Here is a 22,169-nt window from a genome sequence, read left to right as displayed (position 1 = left end):
CCGCGTGCCGCAGACCGCGCTCGACCTGCTGCGCCTGCTCGCCGAGGATGCGTCCGCCGACCGCATCTCCGAGCAGGCGCAGCAGCATCCCGAGGCCCGCGAGCTCGCGCTGCGGATCCGGGCCGGGATCGACGAGCACCGCCGCCGGGAGGCGGAGCTCTCGGCGCTCGTCGAGACCGCCAGGGACCTCGCCTCGGTCGCCGACCCGCGCGGCGTCCTCGACGCCATCGTGCGCCGGGCCCGCAGCCTGCTCGGCACCGACGTCGCCTACCTGACGCTGTTCGACCCCGATCTCGGCGACACGTTCATGCGGGCGACGGCGGGGTCGGTGTCGGCGCGGTTCCAGACCCTGCGGCTCCCGCTCGGGGCCGGGCTCGGCGGGCTCGTCGCCCAGACGCGGCGCCCGTACTGGACCGCCGACTACCCCGCCGACGAGCGCTACGACCACACCCCCGAGATCGACGGCGCGGTCGGCGAGGAGGGTCTCGTCGCGATCTGCGGGACGCCGCTGCTCGTCGACGGCGACTTCGTCGGGGTGCTGTTCGCCTCGCACCGCGCCCGCCGCGTGTTCCGGCGCGACGAGGTGGCGCTGCTCGGCTCGCTCGCGGCGCTGGCCGCGGTGTCGCTCGTGCAGGCCCGCCGCGTCGCCGAGACCGCCGACGCCCTCGCCGCCCTGTCCGCCGCCCACGCCGGGATCGAGCAGGCCGCCACGGCGCACGACCGGTTCTCCCAGGTGGTGCTGTCCGGCGGCGGGGTCGACGACATCGCCGCCACCCTCGGCGAGCTGCTCGCCTGCCGGGTGGCCGTGTTCGACGTCGACGACCACTGCCTCGCCACCTACGGCGACGGGCCGGTCCCGCGCCCCGTCGCGGCCGAGGGGTCCGGCCGGCTGACGCGCGCGGGCGACGGGTGGGCGGTGGCCGTCAGCGCGGCCGGGCAGCGGCTGGGCACGCTGGTGCTCGGCGGGGTCGACGAGCTCGACCGCGGGCAGGTCCGCACCGTGGAGCGCGCGGCGATGGTCACCGCGCTGGTGCTGCTGTTCCGGTTGCGCGCGGCGGAGTCCGACCAGCGCGTGCGCACCGACCTGCTCACCGAGCTCCTCGCCCGCGACGGCGGCGAGCCCGACCCCGCGCTGGTGGAGCGCGGCCGGCTGCTGGGGCTGCAGCTCGGCGTCCCGCACGTGGTGGCGGTGTGCCGCGGTCCGGTGCGCGGTCTCGCGGTGGTCGCGGGCGACGGCGGCGGGCTGGCCGGGCCGCACGGCGACGACCTCGTGGCCGTCGTGCCCGGCACCGACCCGTCCGCCGTGGCGGCGGCCCTCGCGCGCCGCCTCGGCGACGGCCCGACGATCGGCACCGCGGGCCCGGTGGTGCCCGGGGGCGGCCTGCGCGAGGTCCACGAGCGGGCCCGGCGCACCGCGGGGGCGCTCGTGGCGCTCGGGCGGCGGGCGGGATCGGCGCGCGAGATCGGGTTCGCCGGGCTCGTCGGGGAGCCGGCCGACGTCGGCGACTACGTGCACGACATGCTCGGACCCGTCGTCGACTACGACGCGCGGCGCGGCAGCGACCTGCTCGGCACCCTGGAGGCGTACTTCGCCGCCGGGGCCAGCCCGCGGCGGGCGGCGGGCGAGCTGCACGTGCACGTCAACACCGTCACCCAGCGCCTGGAGCGCGTCGCCGTCCTGCTCGGCGCCGACTGGTCCGGGCCGGCCAGGGCCCTGGAGATCCAGCTCGCCCTGCACCTGCGCCGCCTGCGCACCCCGTAGGGCCCGCCGGGTCAGAACGTCCAGCGCGTGGCGCCCCCCGGCTCGACCGTGGCGACGGCGTGCGCCGACCGGGCGGTCAGGCGGTAGACCGCCCACGGCGGCCCACCGGCCGACGGTGCGCTGAACGGCGCGGTGAGGGCCGTGCCGGACTCGTCGACCTCGCACGGCCAGCCGTCCTCGGCCCAGGCCGCGGCCAACCGGGCGACCGTGTCGCGTTCGGTCACCACCTCGGCGGTGCCCGCGACCACCAGGTCGAACTCCCGCGTGGAGATCGCGGCCGTGCACCGCGGATCGCGCGCCAGGTTGCGGCCCTTGCGCGTGGTCTCGCCGGTCTCGAACCACAGGCAGCCGTCGACCCACAGCGCACCGACCGCGGTGACGTGCGGGCCTCCGTCGGGATCGAGGGTGGTGAGCCAGGTCGTGTGCCGGTCGGGGCCACCCGCACCGGGTGCCTGCCCGAAGCCGGCGCCGAGACGGTCGGTGACCGAGGACCAGTCCAGGGCCGGCAGCGCGTAGCGGTCCGCGAGGTTCCGTGTGTCCATACCGTAGGAGACGACGTGGACGTCCCGGACTCATCGGGGCGGCTCACCCGCTCGGTCGACCGGGCTCCCGGGCGTAGGTTCGGCGCCGTGGACACCACGGAGATCACGGAGATCACCCACCGCACCGTCGCCGTCAACGGGATCGACCTGCACCTGGCCGAGTCCGGCCCCGCCGACGGCCCGGTCGTCCTGCTCCTGCACGGGTTCCCGGAGTGCTGGTACTCCTGGCGCCACCAGCTCGCCGCGCTGGGTGCCGCCGGGTTCCGCGTCGTGGCACCGGACCAGCGCGGCTACGGGCGCAGCGACGCCCCGGCCGCGGTCGAGGACTACTCGATCCTGCACCTCGTCGGCGACGCCGTGGGCGTGCTGGACGCGGTGGGGGCGGAGCGGGCGGTGGTCGTCGGCCACGACTGGGGCGCCCCCGTCGCCTGGCACACCGCGCTGCTGCGCCCGGACCGGGTGCGCGGGGTCGCCGCGCTGTCGGTCCCCCACCTCCCGCGCACCGCGGGCCCGCCGACGCCGCTGATGGCCCGCCGCTTCGGCGAGCGGTTCTACCAGCTGTGGTTCCAGGAACCGGGCCCCGCCGACGCCGAGCTGGCCGCCGACCCCCGCCGCTCCCTGCGCCGCATCCTCACCGGGATCGGCGGCGCCGGACCGCTCGTCGTGCCGCCGGGGGGCGGGTTCCTCGACACCCTCGACGACCGCCCGGAGCTTCCGGACTGGCTCACCGACGACGACCTCGACGTCTACGTCGCGGAGTTCGCGCGCCACGGCTTCACCGGCGGTCTGAACTGGTACCGCAACCTCGACCGCAACCACGCGCTGACGGCGGCCTGGCACGGCGCCCCGATCACCCCGCCCGCGCTGTACCTGGCGGGCGACCGCGACACCGTCGTCGCCGGCATCGGCCTCGACGCGCTCACCGCGACCCTGCGCCGCACCTGCACCGACCTGCGCGAGGCGCGGCTCCTGCCCGGGTGCGGGCACTGGACCCAGCAGGAACGGGCCGCGGAGGTGGACGCCGCCCTCGTGGCCTTCGCCACGGATCCGGACCGCTACTCCCCCACGTGAGGGAGCGGCGCGCGGACGGGGCGCCTGTCGGCCGCCGTCCGTCGCTCGACGGAGACCGTTGATCGGGCAACAGCCACTCGACCGGTCACCGATCGTGATGCCCCGCTCGACGGAGAGCGAGAAAGGGCCGAATCCCCGCGCACCGGGAGCCGTTGAGGCTCATGACCGGTGTCGGCGGAACGGGGAGCCTCTGCCGACACCGGTCGATCCACGTCGGCAGGCAGGACCCGCCCCCGGGTGACCCGCCGCGCCAGCGCGAACACCCCGGCGGTGAGCACCGCGAGCACCCCGGCCCCGGCCACGCAGAGCAGCGGGTTGCCGCCCGTGATCGGCTCCAGCACCCGCCCGACCACCAGCATGTAGGCGGCCCACGCGGCCGAGCTGGCCAGCGACCACGGCACGAACCGGCGCAGCGGCAGCCCGAACCGGCCCGCGGCCGCGGTGCTCACGAGCCGCCCGCCGGGCACGAACCGGGCGCCGACGAGCACCGCCCCCGGCCGCTTCAGCAGGTGCCGCCGCACCCACGCCGAGCAGCTGCCCTCCGAGGAGCCCGCGATGAGCTTGTTCGACGTGCGCCCCAGCCCGTAGACGAGCAGGTCGCCCGCCACGGACCCGAGCACCGCGGCCAGGAACAGCCCGACCAGCAGGGCGACGTCCCCCTCGGTGAAGGCGACGGCCGCGGCCGTCATCAGCAGGGTCTCGCTCGGCAGCATCGGCAGCGGGCCGTCGGCGGCGATCATCAGGGCGAGCACCGGCAGCAGCCACGCGCTGTGCACGACGGCCTGCAGGACAGCCACGACGTCCACTCGGCCGTCCCTTCCGGTTCGTGCTCCGCAACCCGTTCGGGGTCCAGAGTGACAGACGTCGGCGACGCCCCACCACTGGCGTCGCCCACCGGCCCGCCGGGGTTACGCCGGAGCCGTCGCGGTTCCGCAGTGTGGACCGGCGCATCCGTCGATCCCCCGTCCGGCGTAGTGCCGGGATCCTTGGCACACTCCGCGTCGATGGGACCCGGACGCCTCCACACGACTCCCCTGCAGGTCCGCCTGGTCGGGGTGCCGGCCGCGGCCCGGGACGTGCGCAGGCGGATCCGCGACTGGCTCGCCGGGCTCGGCTGGCCCGACGACGAGACCGACGACGTGGTGCTGGCCGTGCACGAGGCGGTCGCCAACTCCGTCGAGCACGGCTACGGCGGGGTCGCGGCGGGCGACGTCGAGGTCACCGGCGAGCGGATCGTCGACGGCGGGCGGCAGCGCGTGCGGTTCGTCGTCCGCGACGAGGGCCGCTGGCGACCTCCCCGCGACCCGGGCTACCGCGGCCGCGGTCTCCTGGTGATGCGCGGGTGCATGGCCGACGTCGACGTGCGCCCCGGCGCGGCGGGCACCGAGGTGGTCCTGGTCAGCCGGCCGCTGCCGGTCACGACGGCGGGGACCGGACCGGGGTAAACCGGTCGTCGGCGCTCCCGCGGGAACCTATCGTCGGGGGCATGCAGGTCACCTTCACCCGCACCGGGCAGCGCCGCTACGCGGTGACGGCGGTCCGGCCGGTCGGTGACCGCGTGCGGATGGACCCCGCCCCCGGCTACCACGCGCACGTCCCGCACGACCTGGTGCACTTCGTCGTCGAGCGGCACTTCCGGCTGCGCGACGGCATCTTCGGTTCGCTCGTCGCGGGCGGCGACGCGGGCACGTTCCGCCCCGTCGACGAGCCCTACACGAAGAAGTGGGCCCGCCGGAACGCCCGGCGCACCGACGGCGTCGACATGCGGCGGTCGGAGGCCTTCACGCGGGCGGCGCAGTCGGCGTGGGAGATCCGCCACGCCGACCGCCCCGTCCCGCCCGGCGTCCGGGCGTGGACGGACGAGGCGGGCGCCGGCGTCGACCCGGCCGCGCTGGACGCCGTCGTCGACGTGCTGGACGGGATCGCCCCCGACTGGCACGCGCTGCCCGTCGGCGGCTCGCTCGTCCTCGAGTGGAGCTGACCGGGGGTCAGTCCTCGAGCTTGAACCCCACCTTCAGGCCGACCTGGAAGTACTCCACCTCGCCGTCGACGATGTGGCCCCGCACCTCGGTCACCTCGAACCAGTCCAGCCCGCGCAGGGTCGTGGCTGCTCGCTTGACGCCGTTGCGGATCGCCGTGTCGACGCCGTCGGGGGACGTTCCGACGATCTCGGTCACTCGGTACACGTGGTCAGACATGCCCTTCCGTTCCCGGCCGGGTGCGTCCGCCAAACCTCAGGCCCCGAGCACCCGCCACGAGTGCGGCGCCAGCACCTCGTCCACGCCGGGCAGGCGCTGCGGCGCGTCGTCGACGGACAGCAGCGTGACCAGCTCCTCCCCCGGCCCGCCGGAGGACCGGAAGGCGATCGTGGTGTTCGTCAGGTGCTCGACGGTGGTGCGCGCCCGCACCAGCCACGGGTGGCGGCGGCGCAGCCCGATCAGCCGCTGGTGCACCTCCTGGACCGGGGCGCCGAACGGGGCCAGGTCGTCGGGGGTGTCCGGGAACGGCGGGCGCACGGCGTCGTCGCCGAACTCGCGGTCCTCCTTGACGCCGGTGAACGCCTGCTCGTCGCCCGCGTAGACGCTCGGCACTCCCCCGACGGTCATCAGCACGGCGACCGCGAGCCCGATGTGCTCGGGCACGTCGAGCCGGCTGGCCAGCCGCGTGACGTCGTGGTTGCCCAGGAACGTCAGCGGCGCGAACGACTCCACCGCGGTCGAGTGCCGCTCCAGCGCGTGGGCCAGCTCGAACAGGTTGCGGTCGTTGAGAGCGCTCCAGACCGCCTTCCACAGCTCGTACTGCGTGACGGAGTCGAGCCCGGACTCCGCGACGTACGCCGGGTAGTCCCCGTGGATCACCTCGCCGACGAACCACGCCTCGGGGAAGCGCTCGCGCACCGGGGGCAGCACCGCCCGCCAGAACGACGGCGGCACGCGGTAGGCCGCGTCGAGCCGCCAGCCGTCGGCGCCGCGGCCGAGCCAGTGCGTCATGACCTCGGTGACGTGCCGCTGCACCGCGGGCTCGTCGTGGTTGAGCTCGACGAGCCGGCTGTGGCCCTCGAAGTCGGCGGGCCGGTCGCCGTCCCAGCGGAACCAGCGCCGGGCCTCGGCGTCGCCGTCCTGCGCCGCCCGGAACCGCTCGAACCCGCGCCCGACGTGGTTGAACACGCCGTCGAGCAGGATCCGGACGCCCCGCTCCCTGGCGGCGGCGACGAGCGCGTCGAAGTCGCCGTCGTCGCCGAGGCGGGGGTCGATGCGGAGGAGGTCGACGGTGTCGTAGCCGTGGGTCTCCGAGGCGAACACCGGCCCCAGCGCGAGGCCTGAGCAGCCCAGCCCGACGAGGTGGTCGAGCCACGGCTCGAACCGGGCGAGCCGGTGCACGGGGGCGGCGCCGTCGGGCAGCGCGTCGCGCTCGGCGCCGACGAACCCGAGCGGGTACGCGTGCCACCAGATCGCGTGGTCGATCCACTTGTCCTGCATGCGGTGAGCCTCCCACCGGGCCGGGTGCGAGACTCGGGCCGTGCCCCCCGGCGAGCCGAACTCCGTCATCGGCCGGACGATGACGCTGCTCGCCGCGTTCGGCCCGGGCGACACCGAGGTCACCCTCGCCGAGCTCACCCGCCGCACCGGGATCCCCAAGCCCACCGCGCACCGACTGATCGCGGAGCTCGCCGCGTGGGACGTCGTCGAGCGGACCCCCACAGGCATCCGGCTCGGCATGCGCCTGTTCGAGCTGGGCGCACTCGCCCCGCGCCAGCGCGGGCTGCGCGAGACCGCCGCACCGTTCCTCGCCGACCTGTTCGAGGCCACCCACGAGACCGTCCACCTCGCGGTGCCCGACGGCGTCGAGGTCGTCTACGTCCAGAAGATCGACAGCAGGCAGGGCCCGTCCGTGCCGTCGCGCGTCGGCGGGCGGATGCCGGCGTACTGCACCGGGGTCGGGAAGGCGCTGCTCGCGTTCGCCCCGCCGGGGCGGCTCGCCGCCGTCGTCGACGCCGGGCTGGTCCGGCGCACGCCCCGCACCGTCGTCGCGCCCGGGCACCTGGCCCGCGACCTCGCGCGCATCGCCGAGCGCGGCATCGCCGAGGAGCACGAGGAGTCGACGGTCGGCATCGCCTGCGTCGCCGCCCCGGTCCTCGACGGCGACGGGTACGCGGTGGCGGCGGTGTCCATCACCGGCTGGGCCCACCGCCTCGACACCGCGCGCCTCGCCCCCGCCGTCCGCACCGCCGCGCTGGGCATCACGCGCATGCTCCGCTGACGACCCCCGGCCCCGGTGGCGTCCCCGTGGTCCTACGTTGGCCCCGTGGCCTGGAGCACCCGCGAGATCGCCGAGCTCGCCGGCACGAGCGTGCGGGCGGTCCGGCACTACCACGAGGTCGGGCTGCTCGCGGAGCCCGAGCGGCGCGCCAACGGCTACAAGCAGTACGGCGTGGCCCACCTCGTCCGGCTGCTGCGGATCAGGCGCCTCACCGACCTCGGGTTCTCCCTGCCCCAGATCGCCGAGATGGGCGACGACGGCCACCCGGCCGACGCCCTGCGCGCGCTCGACGCCGAGCTCGCCGCCACCGTCGACCGGCTCCAGCGCGCCCGGGCCGAGCTCGCGCTCATCCTGGACCGGTCGGCGCCGCTGGACCTCCCGCCCGAGCTCGCCCCGGCCGCCACGGCCGGGCTGACCGACGCCGACCGCTCGTTCGTCGTCGTGCTGAGCCGGGTGCTCGGGCCGCAGCGCATGCAGGCCTGGGCCGACGTGCTGGAGGACCTCCCCGTCGATCCCGTGGCCCGCGAGCTCGACGACCTCCCCGCCGACGCCGACGAGCCGACCCGCCGGGACCTGGCCGAGCGCCTGGCCCCCTACATCCGCAGGCTGCACGCCGACCACCCCGGCCTGACCGCCCCGCACTCCGACTCCCCGCGCGGCGCGCGCTTCGTCGAGCAGACCGCGCAGCGGGCGATGCGGGAGCTCTACAACCCCGCCCAGCTCGACGTGCTGCGGCGGGCGGGCGAGCTCCTGCGCTGACGGTGCCGCGGGGACGTGGAGCGGGCGACGGGAATCGAACCCGCGTAGCTAGTTTGGAAGGTATCCGATCGTTGTAGACCAGGGCCTCCACCTGCGACGACAGCCGCACGCGACCCGTCTATGGGCGTCTCCGTTCACGCTCGCCTCCGCTGTTTCGCACCACATTTGATCCCACGAGCGATCAGTCGCCGTAGCCGCGCGTAATCGACGTCAGCGTGTCCTGGAGGCTGGACAGGTCGACCTCGCCGTCCTCGGTCAGTCCGGGAATCACCATCATCTCAGCGCCGGCCACGGAGACCCGGTACTCCGCGCGGCCGCGATCGGCGGCGGCCACGACGAGAGCGCCGGATGCCTCGTCGATCGCGGCCGCCCAGCTCTCCTCCACGCCACTCGCCAGCGGCTGCACGTTCTCCACCCCGGCCGGAAGCACTCCGACCGTCCACAACACACCCATGCGCCGATGATGACGCGCCTCGGCCCGGCTGCACTGCAGCCGGGCCGGGTAGTCCACAGCGTCGGTCACTCGTCCTCGGTCGGGTTGTCGCCGAGCAGCTGCGCGGCCTGCCGCCACGCGCGCAGCATCGACGTATACGCCGTCGCGTCGCAGATCTCCCACGTGACGGGCCCCATCTGCAGCCGCAGCATCGCAGGGACCGCGCCGCTGGCCCGGGACGGCACGAAGATCGCCCCGACCTCCGGCAGCCCAGCCAGCCGCACCATCGCGGCCACGGTCGTCGGGCCGATCAACAGCGGACGCCGTCCCGCGATGGCCGGCGGGAGCGACTGCGCGAGCACCGCCGCGCCCGTCCAGCCGTCCGCTGCGGCGCGGGCGGTGGCCCCAGCCCGCATGTAGATCAGCACCCCGCCGAGAGTGAGCCCCAGCTGCTGCTCCGGCGTACCGACGTGCGCCAGGTCCAGCCGCGCAGGGACGAGTCCAGCAGCTCGGACGACGAGATTCGTCACGACGGAGGAGGCAGTGATCATCCGCGCCTGCGCGGTCTGCTCGGCGGGCGGGCGGGTACGTGCGGGCATCGTGGCCTCCTCTGGTTGGGCCTGGTGGCCCGTCCCCTTGGGGCGGCGGGGAGTTGTTTCCCCCGCCGCCGTAAGGCGACCAACCACGGCCGTGGAGGCTGCCGGTCAAGGGCGGCCGAAGGCCGTCGCGCAGCGACACGGAGCGCAGCGGAGTGCCCTTTACCGGGAGTCAGGCCGTGGTAAGCCCACTGGGCCACTATCGGTAGGTGTCGGCGGCGATCTCGTCGTCGATGCACCCGAGGTGCCACCCGGTCACCGCCCTGGTAAGCCGACGCGACGAGTCGACGTCCCCCCTTAGAAACGCGGGACCTGGTGGTCACCTGGGTCGCGCGGACCGTCGACAAGGGCTGAGCGCCACCGTGAGCGCCTAACAGTGAGCGATGCGGGAGCCGCGACCCAGCACCTTCCCCACGGGCGCGCCTGCAACCGCTGCACGAAGGACGACATGCCGCCCACCCCGACCCGCTCCCCCAGCGCGACCGCGCCATCGGTGACCGTTCTGCCGGAGTTCCCGCCTGGTGACGTCACCGCCGGCCTGGACTGGGCCACCGCCGACCACGCCGTCGCGATCGTGAACAACAAGGGCACGGTCACCGAGCAGTTCCTCATCGACGCCACCGGCGCCGGGCTGCGCGAGCTCGTCCGCCGGCTGCGCCGCGCCGGCGTCGGCGAGATCGCGATCGAACGCGGCGACGGACAGGTCGTCGACACTCTCCTCGACGCCGGGCTCACCGTCGTGGTGATCAGCCCCAACCAGGTCCACAACCTGCGCGGACGCTACGGCTCGGCCGGGAACAAGGACGACCGGTTCGACGCGTTCGTCCTGGCCGACACCCTGCGCACCGACCGTGCCCGGCTGCGCCCGCTCGTCCCCGACACCGCGGCCACGCTCATGCTCCGATCAGCAGTGCGGGCCCGGAAGGATCTGCTCGCCCACCGGGTCGGGCTGGCTAATCAGCTCCGGGCGCATCTGCGGTTCTTCCACCCCGGCCCGGTCGGGCTGTTCGCCGACCTCGACGCCGTGACCAGCCTGCGGTTCTTGGGCCGGTTCACCTGCCAGGACGACACCGACTGGCTCACCCCGTCCCGGTTGGCAACCTGGCTACGCTCCGTCGGCTATACCGGCCGCAAGGACCCCGCCGCGCTGCACGCCCACCTGCGCGCGGCCGCGCCCGGCGCGACTGGGCCGGCCGGTGCCGCGGCCGCCCAGGTGACCGGCGCGTTCGTCGCCGCGTTGACCGTGATCGTCACCCAGATCCACACCCTCGACGCCCACATCGCCGCGCTGCTGTCCGAGCACGCCGACGCGCACATCTTCCTGTCCCTACCGCGCGCGAAAGCGCTGCGCGCGGCCCGGTTGCTGGCCGAGATCGGGGACTGTCGCGGTCGGTTCCCCACCCCCGAATCCCTCGCCTCCCTCGCCGGGACCACCCCGTCGACGCGGCAGTCCGGGAAGATGAAGATCACCTCGTTCCGGTGGTCGGCCGACAAACAGCTGCGCGACGCGGTCTGCGACTTCGCCGCCGACTCCCGGCACGCCAACCCCTGGGCCGCCGGCCTCTACGACCGGGCCCGGGCCCGCGGGCACCACCACCCTCACGCGGTTCGGATCGTCGCGCGGGCTTGGCTGCACGTGATCTGGCGCTGCTGGCAGGACCACCAGCCCTACGACCCCGCCCGCCACCGCGCGCTCCAAGCCGTCCTGCACCAGGCCACCTCGCCGACGGAGGTGACCGCGGCCTGACCCTGGCGGCTCTCTGAAGCGAGGCCGGGTCCAGGGCGGCGCCCGGCCCCCGGAGGGAGCCGGCCCGCCAGGGCCGGTGCTCTGAACTCGACACCGGGCACACCTGCGGCCGGGTGATCAGCTGGGTCTCTCCTCGCGTCGGCGCGACGGGTCCCTGCCCGGGGTTCCGGTGGCGGTCCAGGCTCGCCGGAGGCGACCGCGCAGCGGCCGGGAGGGCCTGGATCGTCACCGGGTTCCCGGGCACCGTCGCAGCGCCGACGCGAGGAGAGACCCCGCACCCGACGGGCCCGGACAGCGACGCTCCTACTCGGCCAAGCCGGAGAAGCAGGACCCCGGGACGCTCACGCCAGCGGGACAGGACGACGTTGCGGGCGTTACCGGCTCGGAGGGACCGGTCGGACCCACACTTCAACCGCACGAGGCACCCGCCCGTCGGGTGCTCGGGTGGGTGCCTCGGGGGTGCGCAGGATTCAGAGCTGGTTGAGCGGGATGGCGATGTCGGTCACATTGCGGTCGAATCCGCCGACCCGGTTGGCGCGGCCGTCGGACAGGGAGATGCGGTAGAGGCTGTACTGGTTGCCGACCCGGATGGTGGCGAAGGCCATCAGGTCGACGGTGGTGCCGTTGCGGACGGTGCTGTAGATGTCGAGTCCGGCATCGGCTCCGGCGTTTACCCCGAGGGGGCCGGTGGGGACGAGCGTGCCGTTGTTGGGCGGGTTCTGGGTGGCGAGCTGGTCGCGGTTGGTGTCGAGGTCGAACAACACGGTGGCGGTGTTCGGGTCGAGATCGTTGTTCGTGTAGGCCGCGCCGGCGACCCCGGCAGCGGGGGTGCCACCGTAGTTGAGGCCACCGTCGGCGATGGTGGCCGCGTTCAGGTCGGCGAAGGGCTGGCGCAGGTTCTGGCCGGAGTCGCTGATGACCCGCAACGCGTTCGCGGCCGGGTTGAAGTCCACCCCGAAGTTACTGCCGTTCAACGCGACCGTGAGCTGCTTGACCTTCTGGGCCCGGCCGCGGTCATCGATGGAGTACACCCCACCGGCGTTGCCGACGCCGTAGAGCCGCCCGTCCTGGACCCGGTAGTCGATGCCGACCAGGCGGGTGTCGCCGGAGAGCCCGCGAACGTCGAGGCTGCCACCGCCTCGACGGTCCCGATTGTCGCCGATCCGGGTGCTGTCCGACCTGAAGGAGACCAGCTTGGTGCCATCGACCAGCCCGACGATGTCGAGACGGTTACGCCGATCGTCGAACGAGCCGCGGGAGGAATCGCGCGAGGAGTCGCGGCGGTCCGAGTCCTCCTGGGCGGATGCGGCGGCGACCGGGGCCGCGAGCAGGACACCGGTGATCAGAGCGATCAGACCGGACCGAAGAGGTGCACGCATGATGTTCCCTCGCGTATCGATGAGTCAGGGCGCTAGTGCGCCACCTCCTTCTACGGTTCCGACCTCCGCAACGTTCACGATCGGGTGAGAGAGCTGCCCGAGGCGTCACACCATGGGTGTCGCTATCGACCGCGGCGACGGGCAGATGGTCGACACCCTCCTCGACGCCGGCCTGACCGTCGTGGTGATCGCCGGTACTGGTGAGGCCCGCCCGGCCGTGCACACACCTGGGAGTCACCGGTAGTAGCACACGACGGGGGTTGACACAGGGCTCTGAGGGCCGGCAGGCCCCGCCGGAGGCGTCGAACAAGAGGTCCTCGGCCCGCGCGGCCTTGAGCGCGTGCTTGAGAAGAGTCTCGGTCCGCTGTGCCATGAGATCCGACCCGACGCCCGGCAGACCATCATCGATTCGACGATCGAGGCCCTGTCGTGCACCGCGAAGTCTTCAGGTCCGTCGCTAGTGCGCCAACCACCGCGGACCGTGATTGACGCGCTTGCTTCATGCCGCCGCTGGTCCTGTCGGCAACTGCGAGAGCACTTCGAGCAGTGTCCGGTCCTTGGGTCCGCGGTTGTGGGGCAGCGCGGACAGGATCCGACCCATCGTGCAGGTGTCGGTCAGGGCGGAGAATGTGAGGCCGGCACCGATTCCGGCGGCGAGGAGACGCGCCTTCGGTGCGCGGAGCCCGGCCGTGAGGCCGGCGAGTACGAGTGTCCCGGCGACGAGGCGGACCTGGCGCTCCAGGGCCCAGCGGGCGCGGCCACGTCGGACCTCGCCACCGGCGGCGGTGTATCCCGCGATGCCACCGTCGAGGATGTGGAGGTGGTCGGCGCCGACTCCGGCGAGACGCTGATGGGCCTGGGCGGCTCGCGTGCCGGACTGGCACACAAGAACGATCGGCCGGTCGAGCCGGGCGGCGAGTTGCTCGGTGTGATCGCCGACCATGTGCAGCGGCACGTTGTGGGAGCCGCGGATGTGCACCGTCTCGAATTCCGCGGGGCCGCGGACGTCGATGACGGTCACCGTCTCGGGCTGGCTGAGCCAGGTGCGAACCGTGTCTGCATCGACGTGGTGGGGGCGGGTGGAAGGCACAGATTTCCTATCGGTCGGGGTGTGTGAAGTGGAAGCGGCGGCCGCTCAGAGGGAGAGCACGCTCTCGACGGCGACGAAGGCTCCGACCAGCAGCAGCATGACGGCGAAGGCTCGGGTCAGCGTGGTGCCCGAGACGCGGTCGGACACCAGCTTCCCGGCGAAGCTGCCGATCACCGCGGCCGCGGTGAACGGGATGAGGAGGGCCGGGTCGAACTCGGCGACGCCGGCTCGCGTGGCGAACGCCGCCGCGGAGTTGATGGCGATGATCAGCAGTGAGGTGCCGACGGCGTAGGTCATGGGCATGCGCAGGACGATGACCAGAGCGGGAACCATCAAGAACCCGCCGCCAACGCCCAGGAACCCGGTGAGAAAGCCGATCAGGATCCCACACAGGATGATCTTGACGGCGTTCCCAATGGCGGGGGATGCCGTCCGGGTTGCGGGTTCGACGGCGACGTCGACAGCTGTCCCGGCGCTACCCGGTCGCTCGGGTGCTCCCGCCGAGTCGGTTTCGCTGCAATCGGCTGGGCCGGTATTCGGCGCCCGACGTGAGTCGAGGATCATCGCGATCGCGGCGAGGACGGTCAATGCGGCAAACGACAACAGCAACGCGGGCTCGGCGACGCGCTGGTTGAGCAGAGTTCCCGCCGCCGCCGCCGGGATGCCGACAGCGCCGAAGGCCAGGCCGGTGCGCCACTTGATGAGTCCGCCACGTGCCCGGGCCAGCACGCCGACGACGGCGGTGATGCCGACGATGATGACGCTGCTGGTGGTGGCATCCTGCGCGGTCTGGCCGAGGACGTAGACGAGTGCGGGGACGGTGAGCACTCCCCCGCCGCCGCCCAACCCGCCGATGACGACGCCGATGACCAGCCCGAGCACCGCGGCGAGCATCAGGCGACCGTGCCCGGTTGTCCGTCGTCGCGGGTGATCGGCAGGTTCGCCTCGGCCCAGGCGTTCATGCCGCCCGCCATGTTGCGGACGTCGATGCCGGCCTCGGCGAGCGCGACCGCGGCTTTCCCGGAGCGGTTTCCGGAGCGGCAGACCGCCACCACGATCCGGTCGCGCGGCACGCTGTCCGGATCGAGGTCTCCCAGCGGCATGTGAGTGGCGTCGGCTGCGTGTCCGGCCGCCCATTCGTCGGGCTCGCGAACGTCCAACAGGAGCGCGCCGTCGGCGGCGAGTTGCCGCGCCTCGGTCGGATCGACCTGGTGGATCTGGTCAGAGGTGTTCATCGCTGGTGTCCTTCGTATCGGTGGGGAGCGGACATCTCGAACTGGTAACCGCTGCGGGCCGAGAACTGCGCGGTGACGCCGAACCGGTCTCCGCGTACGAGGGTGTGACGCCATTCGGCGGGTTGCCCGTAGGAGCAACCGAGACGTTCGATCGAGAAGGTCGCGATATCTGAGCCGATCCCGAGCAACTGCCGCTCCGCATCACTGGGCATGACGGCACGGATGCTCTCCTGGCCGCCGGTGACGGTGATCTCGCACCGTTCGCGGTACTCCTGGTAGAGGCCGGTGTGGCTGAAATCAGCATCCAGGAGGGGAGCGGCGAGCGATGCGGGGAGCCACACGCGATCCACCGCGAGCGGGTCGGCGCCGGCCAACCGGAGACGTTCGAGGTAGACCAGCGGGGTGGACTCCTCCAGCCCGAGTCGAGCGGCGATGACCCCGTCGGCCCGGACATCGAGCGTGCGGACGATGCTGCGTTGGGCCAGTCCTGCGGCTTCCACCGAGGCGAACAGGCTGTAGAGCGCGCCGAGGGGCTGCTGGATCTCGGCCGGTTCGGCGAGCCGGGGCGCCCGGCCGCGGGCCGCGGTGACCCGTCCTTCCTCGCGCAGCACGCGCAGTGCCTCGCGGACGGTGTGCCTGCTGATCTCGTACTCGGCACCGAGTGTCAGCTCGCCCGGGAACGCCGCGGTGAACTCATCGGCGTCAAGCCGGCGACGCAGGTCGGCGAGCAGCTGGATCCACAGCGGCTGTCCCGACGCCCTGTCCAGGGATCGGGGTCCCCTGTCCTGCTTGCCTGCCATGTCCCATCCTTCGTCACGTCCGCTTGTCCCACATCTCGGATACTGTCATCGTAATGTACGGTCATTGTGGCCGCGAGAGCAAGGAGGGTCCGCATGAGTCCGCAGGTCGAAGTGATCGAGACCAGTGAGCTGGGAGACCGGAGCTACATCGCCCACGATGGCGTGAGCGCCGTGGTGGTCGACCCGCAGCGCGACATCGACCGCGTCGCGGAGCTTCTCGACACACGTGGTCTGACGTGCGTGATGGTGGTGGAGACCCACATCCACAACGACTACGTGACCGGTGGTCTCGCCCTCGCGCAGCGCACCGGTGCCCGGTACGTGGTGGCGGCCGCCGACGACGTCGCGTTCGCCCGGCACGCCGTGCGCGACGGTGACGAGCTCACGGCGGGGCGGCTGCGGGTGCGGGTCGTGGCCACGCCCGGGCACACCGATACCCACCTGGCCTACGTGGTGGACGACGGCGACGGGCCCGCCGCGGTGTTCACCGGCGGGTCTCTGCTCTACGGCAGCGTGGGGCGCACCGACCTGGTCGACCCCGACCGCACCGAGGAGCTCACCCGCGCGCAGTTCCGCTCCGCGCGGCGGCTCTCCGAGATCAGCGGCGCCGAGGACGCGGTCTACCCCACCCACGGGTTCGGCAGCTTCTGCTCCTCGGGATCGTCCACCGGCGCCGCGAGCGGCACGATGGGCGACGAGCGCCGGCACAACGACGCGCTCACTGAGACCGACGAGGACGCCTTCGTCGCCCGTCTGGTCGCCGGGCTCACCGCCTACCCGCGCTACTACGCCCACATGGGCGCCCGCAACCGCCAGGGCCCCGGCCCGGCGGACCTGTCCCCGGTCGAGGAGGTGTCCCCCGAGGAACTGCGCAAGCGGATCGCCGCGGGGGAATGGGTGGTGGACCTGCGCGACCGCACCGCCTACGCCGCCGAGCACCTCGCCGGCAGCATCGGCATCGCGCTGGGCCAGCAGTTCGCCACCTACCTCGGCTGGCTCATCCCCTGGGGCACCCCGCTGACCCTGATCGGCGAGGACGCCGGCCAGGTCACCGCCGCGCAGCGCCAGTTGGTGCGCATCGGGATCGACCGGCCCGACGGGTCCGCGCTGGGCTCACCCCGCGACCTGGCCGGGTCCGACGAGCTGCGCCGCTACCCACAGGTGACCTTCGCCGACGTGGCCGAAGCCCGCGGCCGCGACGGGGTCGTCGTCCTCGATGTGCGCCGCGACGACGAACGCGCCCACGGCCACATCCCAGGCTCGGTCCACATCCCGATGCACTCGCTGCTGGAGCGCCTCGACGACGTTCCCGAAGGTCAGCTGTGGGTGCACTGCGCGGCCGGGTTCCGGGCGAGCATCGCCGCAAGCCTGCTCGACCGCGGAGGCTATGACGTGGTGTTCGTCGACGACGAGTACGCCGGTGCGGTGAGCAGCGGGCTGGCCACCGGCTGAGCCGGGTCAGAACGGCACGGAGGCCGTGTGTGCGGCGGCGGCCGCCGCGCTGATCCGGGCGATCAGCCGGCGCCACCGTACGGACCGACGCGGCGCCGATTCGACGGCGTCTGTGCCGGAGCGTGGGCGCTCGGTCACGGGCCGGGGCCTGCGGGGAGACATGGACGTCGAGATCATGGAGGATCCTCGGCTCGAAGGTCGACAGGACGAACGCGCCACACCGCAGGGCCGTAGGCCCGCTCAGCGGGTGTGGGAGTCCTGACAACAGAGCCGATCATCGATGGACAGCTGGTCCATCGCGAGCAGGCACACACAGAACGTGTGCGCCTTCCACGACGCTCCGGCGGTCATGGCACCAGTGGACCATTCCGACGCCGGTGAACGCAACGCCGCCCCGGCCAGTCACGACCGGGGCGGCGACCTGTCAGGCGACCCCGCGCAGCATTCCCTGCCAGTACAGGGCAGGCAGGCCGTAGCGCTTGAGGTACCACATGTCCCGCCGCTCCTTGATCGTGTTGATGTAGGGGATCGACGGGGTGGGCTTCATCGAGTAGTCGAACTCCGCCAGGAGCATTGCGTGACGTGAGGTCGTCAACGGGCACGAGGCGTACCCCTCGTAGCGCGCGCTGGGAGCCTTGCCGGCCATTACGTCGACCAGGTTCTGCACGACCACGGGGGCCTGCTTGCGGATCGCGGCTCCGGTCTTCGAGTTCGGGCTCGAACCGGCGTCCCCCAGGGCGAACACCTCGGGGAACCGGGTGTGCTGCATCGTGTGCTTGTCGATCTCGACGTAGCCGGCCGGGTTCGCGGGGTCGGCCAGCGCGGTCTTCTTCACCCAGTCCGGGGCGCTCTGCGGCGGCACCATGTGCATCACCTCGTAGCCCAGCGTCGACTCGGTCCCGGCTGCCTTGTCCGCGATGGTGACCTCGCGCGCGTCGGGGTTGACGCTGATCGCCTCGCTCTGCAGGTGGACCGTGATCCCGTAGCGCCGGGCGACCCCGACCAGGACGTCGGAGAACTCCTTCACCCCGAACATGCCCGGCGTCGGCAGCACGAGATGGACGTCCATCTTCGACAGAACGCCCTGCTCGCGCCAGTAGTCCGCCGCCAGGTAGGCGATCTTCTGCGGCGCCCCTGCGCACTTGATCGGACCCGACGGCATCGTGAACACCGCCGTGCCCGAGCGGGCCTCGCGGATGAACCGCCACGTCGCCGGCGCGAGCTCGTACAGGTAGTTGCTCGACACGCCGTCGCGGCCCAGCGTCTGCCCCAGACCGGTGATCTTCGACCAGTCCAGTTGGATCCCCGGGCACATCACCAGGTAGTCGTAGGTGACCGTCGACCCGTCGTCGAGCGTGATCTCCTTCGCGTCCGGATCCGCGGCGACGGCGGCCTGCCGGATCCAGGTCACCCCCTTCGGCATCACCGAGGCCTGTGGCTTCGCACTGCTCTCCACCGGTGCACAGCCACCGCCGACGAGGGTCCACAACGGTTGGTAGTAGTGCGTCGCCGCGGGATCGATCACCGCAACACCGTCCTCGCCCCGCCGCCGGAGCCGAGCAGCCACGGTGATGCCCGCGCTCCCCCCGCCCACGATCACTATCCGGTGATGTACAGCCGCCATGATGAATCCTCCATATGTCCGGTCAAATAACCGTACCTTTTCAGTGGTTGGGATCACAACCCGTGGCGCACAGGTGTCGCCGCCGCCAGTTCTCCGCGGTCGACGACAAACTGCGGCCGCCCTACTGGTCCGATGGTCAACGCGGAGGTCGTCGTCAACGAGGACCGAACGCCGGTATTCCCTGATGGAGGTGGGCGGTGATGCGCGCAGAGCTGGGAAACGAGCAGGCGGTGGGTGCGGCGTACGCCGCGCACGGCGGCCTCAAACCATCAGTTCCCGCGCCCGGTGCAGCACCGCGTCGAGCATCGGGGGGGTCAGCAGGCCGGTCGCGGTGTTCTGCGGGCTCGGGTGGTAGCAGCCCAGTACGACCAGCCCATCGGGGCCGACATGCTCGCGGCCGTGTCGGAACCGCGGCCGCGGGTCGGCGTCCACGCAGCGCAGCGCGGCGTCCCAGGCGAACACACCCAGGCACACCACGACCCGCACCCGCCCCAGCGCGGCCAGCTCGGCCCGCAGGTGCCCCAGGCACGCGTCCCGTTCGGCGGCGAGCGGGCGGTTGCCCGGCGGCGGGCAGCGCACCGCGGACGCCATCCATGCCCGGTCCAGCCGCAGGCCGTCGCCCACGTGTTCGGAGGTGGGTTGGTTCGCGAAGCCCGCCCGGTGCAAGGCGGCGACGAGCGTGCGGGCCGAACGGTTGCCGGTGAACGCTCGGCCGGTGCAGTTGCCCCCGGCCGCGGCGGTGGCCATACCCAGCAGGAACACCCCGGCCTGCGGATCGCCGAAACCCGCGACCGGCGAACCCACCCCGGCCGGCCCGGCCGTCTCGGTCCGCCAGGCGACCAGGCGCGGGCACCGGGTGCAGGACACGATCGCCCGCGCCACCGCGGACACCTCGTCTGTCACCGATCCTCCTGCGCGATCCGGCCCAGGCTGCCCGACCGCGGATCAGGGCCCCCGATGTCGGGCGCGCTGGCGGGACGCCCGACGTCACGGGCCGTCGCTGAGGGGCCGGAGAGAGACCGCGGACCGTACCGGCGAGCACCGTGCGGCGCCGGGCCGCACGACCAGGACCGGTCGATGGGCGTAGATCGACCGGCTCCCCGGAGCGGGGCCAGCCCGGCTCACCCGGGCGCCGATCGGTGGTGACGACCAGCGCAGGCAGGGCGGGGACGGCACAGCGAGGTCGGCGTGTCACGCCGGGGCCGGGGGCAGGAACAGGCCTCCGCGGGCACTGCCCCGGGCCGTCCGGGTCGCGACGGTGGCCCACGCGCCGAGCAGTCCGACATAGAACAGGACGGCGAGCACGGCCAGAACCGTATCCCCGGTGTGCAGGGCCAGCGCGCTGGTACCTGTGACGACCGTGCCCACCGGGAACGTGAACGACCACCAGGTCAACGAGAACGGCATCCCCGCCCGAACGGTGTGCACGGTGACCGCGACGGCCAGCGCGATCCACAGCAGCGTGAACCCGAACACCGGCACCCCGTAGACCACCCCGAACACCTCCAGCGCCGTGGACAGCGGAACGGGCAGGGCCAGGTGCGCCACCCCGCCGAGCAGGTTCACCGCCGTGATCGACTGCCCGAGCCACCCCAGCACGATCCACATCGTCGGCACCGTCGCGGCCGGGCCGGTGCCGTGCACGGCCAGCCGGTAGAGGATCAACGTGGTGATCATCAGCGAGGCGAGCAGGCTGAGCCCGAACATCGCGTAGCAGGCCAGCAGCAGCGACAGCCGGGCCTGCCCCGGCGCGACGTGGGGGATCAGCAGCGCACCGGTGGCCGCGGAGACCATCGGCGGGACCACCGGCATCAGCCAGCCACCGAAGACCGAGTCCGACCCCAGCTCGTGACGGGTGATCATCAGGAACGGGATCACCACCGCGCTGGCCAGACCCGCCACGGTGCCCAGCGTCCACAGCACCCAGTCGATGTGCACGGCCAGGCTCTCCCCCAGCATGTCCTTGCCCAGCAGCAGCGTGCCGGCGCCGACGGTCAGCAGCGCCATCGGCGGCGCGCCGTAGAACTGCGCCATCACCGGGTTCGCCGCGTGACCACGCGCGGTCCCGGGGTGGCGGATCCAGTGCGCCGCCCAGGCGGCAGTGAGCGCGACCAGCATGACCGAGGCGATCCCCCACACCACCGTGGCCGCTGCGCGCAGGCCGACGAACTGCAGCGGCAACGTCACCGCCGCGTTGGCGACGATCCCGGTACCCATGATCGAGGCGTACCAGTTCGGTCCGAGGTGGGCGATGACCTGTCGGGGATGGTCCAGGTCGCCGAACAGGCCGATCCGGTGCAGCGGGTGCGGGGTGGCCGTGGGCGGTATGGGGACGAACGTGGTCATGGCATTGAGCATCGGCTCGTCCCCGGCCACCCGGTAGCCGTCCCGATCCGAGGCATACCCAAAGCAGCTTTGTGACCGGCCTAGGATCTCTTCGTGGTGCTGTCCCCGCACGTCCCCGAGCTGAGCTCGCTGGAACTGCTGACCACCGTGGCGCACACCGGCAGCCTCGGAGCGACCGGACGCGAGCTCGGGCTGACCCAGCAGGCCGTGTCGGCCCGCATCCGCACCGTGGAACGCCTCATCGGGGTCGCGCTGCTGCACCGCGGGCCCCGCGGCAGCCGCCTCACCGACGCCGGACGGCTGGTCGTGGACTGGGCCGCGCCGGTCCTACACGCCGCCGCCGCACTCGACGCCGGCATCGACTCCCTGCGCGAACGCCGCGACGACCACCTCACGATCGCCGCCAGCTACACCGTCGCGGAGTACCTGCTCCCCGGCTGGCTCGTCGCTCTGTCCACCGAGCAGGCCGCAGCCGGCCTGCCCCGCACCGCCGTGCACCTTGCCGTCCACAACAGCGAGCAGGTCGTCACTGAGGTCCTCGACGGCCGCACCGAGCTGGGCTTCGTCGAGGGCCCCGATCTCCCCGCCGGGCTCGCCCATCGGGTCGTCGCCCGCGACGAGCTCGTCGTCGTCGTCCCGCCGGGTCACCCGTGGACCCGGCGGCCGCCCGGCCCCAGGGACCTCGCCGCCACCCCGCTGGTCGCCCGCGAGGCCGGCTCCGGCACCCGCAGGGCCTACGAACGGGCCGTCGCCCCCGCCACGCCGGCTCCGCCCGCGGTCGAGCTCTCCTCCACCTCCGCGATCCGGGGCGCCGTGCTCGCCGGGGCCGGTCCCGCGGTCCTGTCCGACCTCGCCGTCCACGACGACCTGGCCACCGGCCGCCTCGTCGCCGTCCCGGTCCCCGGCCTCGCCCTCGACAGGACGCTGTCCGCGGTCTGGCCCGACGGCTCCACCCCCACCGGCCCGGCCCGTGACCTGCTTCGCATCGCCACCCACGGCCGCTGACCTCCCCAACACGCCACTTCGGTTCGAACGCGGGCCACCGTCGTCGGGCAGCGGATACCCCGGCCGGC

The 22,169-nt window shown here is 73.1% G+C and carries 23 protein-coding genes; 9 read left to right on the top strand and 14 right to left on the bottom strand.

Features of this window, described 5'->3' with window-relative positions; genetic code table 11:
• The first annotated feature begins 4 nt into the window (after positions 1–4).
• Complete coding sequence (locus tag H6H00_RS15590; protein WP_185721950.1) at positions 5–1,762, top strand: helix-turn-helix domain-containing protein; 1,758 nt, start codon at positions 5–7, stop codon at positions 1,760–1,762.
• Positions 1,763–1,773: 11 nt separating this feature from the next.
• On the opposite strand, the gene H6H00_RS15585 is transcribed toward H6H00_RS15590, so the two are convergent.
• A complete protein-coding gene (locus tag H6H00_RS15585) occupies positions 1,774–2,304 on the bottom strand; it encodes a pyridoxamine 5'-phosphate oxidase family protein (RefSeq protein WP_185721949.1) in 531 nt (176 codons plus the stop codon).
• Between the two features lie 87 nt (positions 2,305–2,391).
• Here H6H00_RS15585 and H6H00_RS15580 point away from each other — a divergent pair, with 87 nt between their 5' ends.
• Positions 2,392–3,375 carry an alpha/beta fold hydrolase gene (locus H6H00_RS15580; protein WP_255425779.1) on the top strand — a complete coding sequence of 328 codons (984 nt, stop codon included), beginning with the start codon at positions 2,392–2,394 and terminating at the stop codon, positions 3,373–3,375.
• On the opposite strand, the gene H6H00_RS15575 is transcribed toward H6H00_RS15580, so the two are convergent.
• Positions 3,360–4,181: a DedA family protein gene (locus H6H00_RS15575; RefSeq protein ID WP_185721948.1), complete on the bottom strand. Its 822-nt coding sequence runs from the start codon at positions 4,179–4,181 to the stop codon at positions 3,360–3,362. The two genes, H6H00_RS15580 and H6H00_RS15575, sit on opposite strands and share 16 nt — an antisense overlap.
• 198 nt (positions 4,182–4,379) lie before the next feature.
• Between H6H00_RS15575 and H6H00_RS15570 the strand changes: the two genes are divergently transcribed.
• Positions 4,380–4,820 (top strand): ATP-binding protein, encoded by a 441-nt coding sequence (locus tag H6H00_RS15570; protein ID WP_185721947.1) that lies wholly within the window; start codon positions 4,380–4,382, stop codon positions 4,818–4,820.
• Positions 4,821–4,861: 41 nt separating this feature from the next.
• Positions 4,862–5,356: a hypothetical protein gene (locus H6H00_RS15565; RefSeq protein WP_185721946.1), complete on the top strand. Its 495-nt coding sequence runs from the start codon at positions 4,862–4,864 to the stop codon at positions 5,354–5,356.
• Positions 5,357–5,363: 7 nt separating this feature from the next.
• Here H6H00_RS15565 and H6H00_RS15560 read toward each other — a convergent pair whose 3' ends face one another.
• Together H6H00_RS15560 and H6H00_RS15555 are read right to left on the bottom strand one after the other, a co-directional pair.
• Positions 5,364–5,573, bottom strand: a complete 210-nt coding sequence (locus H6H00_RS15560) for a dodecin (protein WP_185721945.1) — start codon at positions 5,571–5,573, stop codon at positions 5,364–5,366.
• A 36-nt stretch (positions 5,574–5,609) separates the two neighbouring features.
• A complete protein-coding gene (locus tag H6H00_RS15555; protein ID WP_185721944.1) occupies positions 5,610–6,854 on the bottom strand; it encodes an alpha-amylase family protein in 1,245 nt (414 codons plus the stop codon).
• Positions 6,855–6,933: 79 nt separating this feature from the next.
• On the opposite strand from H6H00_RS15555, the gene H6H00_RS15550 reads away from it, so the two are divergent.
• Positions 6,934–7,635 carry an IclR family transcriptional regulator gene (locus tag H6H00_RS15550; RefSeq protein WP_185722476.1) on the top strand — a complete coding sequence of 234 codons (702 nt, stop codon included), beginning with the start codon at positions 6,934–6,936 and terminating at the stop codon, positions 7,633–7,635.
• Between the two features lie 45 nt (positions 7,636–7,680).
• Positions 7,681–8,394, top strand: coding sequence for a MerR family transcriptional regulator (locus H6H00_RS15545; protein ID WP_185721943.1), 714 nt, complete (start codon positions 7,681–7,683; stop codon positions 8,392–8,394).
• 181 nt (positions 8,395–8,575) lie between these two features.
• On the opposite strand, the gene H6H00_RS15540 is transcribed toward H6H00_RS15545, so the two are convergent.
• Both H6H00_RS15540 and H6H00_RS15535 read right to left on the bottom strand, forming a co-directional pair.
• Positions 8,576–8,917, bottom strand: a complete 342-nt coding sequence (locus H6H00_RS15540) for a hypothetical protein (RefSeq protein ID WP_185721942.1) — start codon at positions 8,915–8,917, stop codon at positions 8,576–8,578.
• The gene (locus tag H6H00_RS15535; protein ID WP_185721941.1) at positions 8,914–9,426 is read right to left on the bottom strand and encodes a hypothetical protein; all 513 of its coding nucleotides are present in this window, start codon (positions 9,424–9,426) and stop codon (positions 8,914–8,916) included. The genes H6H00_RS15540 and H6H00_RS15535 overlap by 4 nt, the downstream gene beginning before the upstream one ends.
• Positions 9,427–9,916: 490 nt before the next feature.
• On the opposite strand from H6H00_RS15535, the gene H6H00_RS15530 reads away from it, so the two are divergent.
• Positions 9,917–11,170, top strand: coding sequence for an IS110 family RNA-guided transposase (locus tag H6H00_RS15530; protein WP_255425777.1), 1,254 nt, complete (start codon positions 9,917–9,919; stop codon positions 11,168–11,170).
• A gap of 470 nt (positions 11,171–11,640) precedes the next feature.
• Here the strand turns inward: H6H00_RS15530 and H6H00_RS15525 are convergent, their stop codons facing one another.
• The 5 genes from H6H00_RS15525 to H6H00_RS15505 form a co-directional block, all read right to left on the bottom strand.
• A complete protein-coding gene (locus tag H6H00_RS15525; protein ID WP_185721940.1) occupies positions 11,641–12,549 on the bottom strand; it encodes a DUF4394 domain-containing protein in 909 nt (302 codons plus the stop codon).
• Between the two features lie 499 nt (positions 12,550–13,048).
• Positions 13,049–13,639 carry a rhodanese-like domain-containing protein gene (locus tag H6H00_RS15520; protein ID WP_185721939.1) on the bottom strand — a complete coding sequence of 197 codons (591 nt, stop codon included), beginning with the start codon at positions 13,637–13,639 and terminating at the stop codon, positions 13,049–13,051.
• Between the two features lie 45 nt (positions 13,640–13,684).
• A complete protein-coding gene (locus H6H00_RS15515) occupies positions 13,685–14,533 on the bottom strand; it encodes a sulfite exporter TauE/SafE family protein (RefSeq protein WP_185721938.1) in 849 nt (282 codons plus the stop codon).
• On the bottom strand, positions 14,533–14,874 hold the full coding sequence (locus H6H00_RS15510; RefSeq protein ID WP_185721937.1) for a rhodanese-like domain-containing protein: 342 nt from the start codon (positions 14,872–14,874) through the stop codon (positions 14,533–14,535). The genes H6H00_RS15515 and H6H00_RS15510 overlap by 1 nt, the downstream gene beginning before the upstream one ends.
• A complete protein-coding gene (locus H6H00_RS15505) occupies positions 14,871–15,674 on the bottom strand; it encodes a GntR family transcriptional regulator (RefSeq protein WP_185721936.1) in 804 nt (267 codons plus the stop codon). Before H6H00_RS15505 ends, H6H00_RS15510 begins: the two co-directional genes overlap by 4 nt.
• A 93-nt stretch (positions 15,675–15,767) precedes the next feature.
• Between H6H00_RS15505 and H6H00_RS15500 the strand changes: the two genes are divergently transcribed.
• Positions 15,768–17,126, top strand: a complete 1,359-nt coding sequence (locus tag H6H00_RS15500; protein ID WP_185721935.1) for an MBL fold metallo-hydrolase — start codon at positions 15,768–15,770, stop codon at positions 17,124–17,126.
• Between the two features lie 424 nt (positions 17,127–17,550).
• Here the strand turns inward: H6H00_RS15500 and H6H00_RS15495 are convergent, their stop codons facing one another.
• The 3 genes from H6H00_RS15495 to H6H00_RS15485 all read right to left on the bottom strand — a co-directional run bounded on the left by H6H00_RS15495 (position 17,551) and on the right by H6H00_RS15485 (position 21,096).
• Positions 17,551–18,750, bottom strand: coding sequence for an NAD(P)/FAD-dependent oxidoreductase (locus H6H00_RS15495; protein ID WP_185721934.1), 1,200 nt, complete (start codon positions 18,748–18,750; stop codon positions 17,551–17,553).
• A gap of 261 nt (positions 18,751–19,011) precedes the next feature.
• A complete protein-coding gene (locus H6H00_RS15490; protein ID WP_185721933.1) occupies positions 19,012–19,653 on the bottom strand; it encodes a uracil-DNA glycosylase in 642 nt (213 codons plus the stop codon).
• A 288-nt stretch (positions 19,654–19,941) separates the two neighbouring features.
• Positions 19,942–21,096, bottom strand: coding sequence for a TDT family transporter (locus tag H6H00_RS15485; RefSeq protein WP_185721932.1), 1,155 nt, complete (start codon positions 21,094–21,096; stop codon positions 19,942–19,944).
• Between the two features lie 93 nt (positions 21,097–21,189).
• On the opposite strand from H6H00_RS15485, the gene H6H00_RS15480 reads away from it, so the two are divergent.
• Positions 21,190–22,101: a LysR family transcriptional regulator gene (locus H6H00_RS15480; protein ID WP_185721931.1), complete on the top strand. Its 912-nt coding sequence runs from the start codon at positions 21,190–21,192 to the stop codon at positions 22,099–22,101.
• Positions 22,102–22,169: the final 68 nt, after the last annotated feature.

Origin of the sequence: Pseudonocardia petroleophila (assembly GCF_014235185.1) — a bacterium.
Classification (GTDB): Bacteria; Actinomycetota; Actinomycetes; order Mycobacteriales; family Pseudonocardiaceae; genus Pseudonocardia; species Pseudonocardia petroleophila.
Note: the sequence above shows the minus strand (reverse complement) of the source record. Positions and strands in the feature narration are given on the sequence as shown.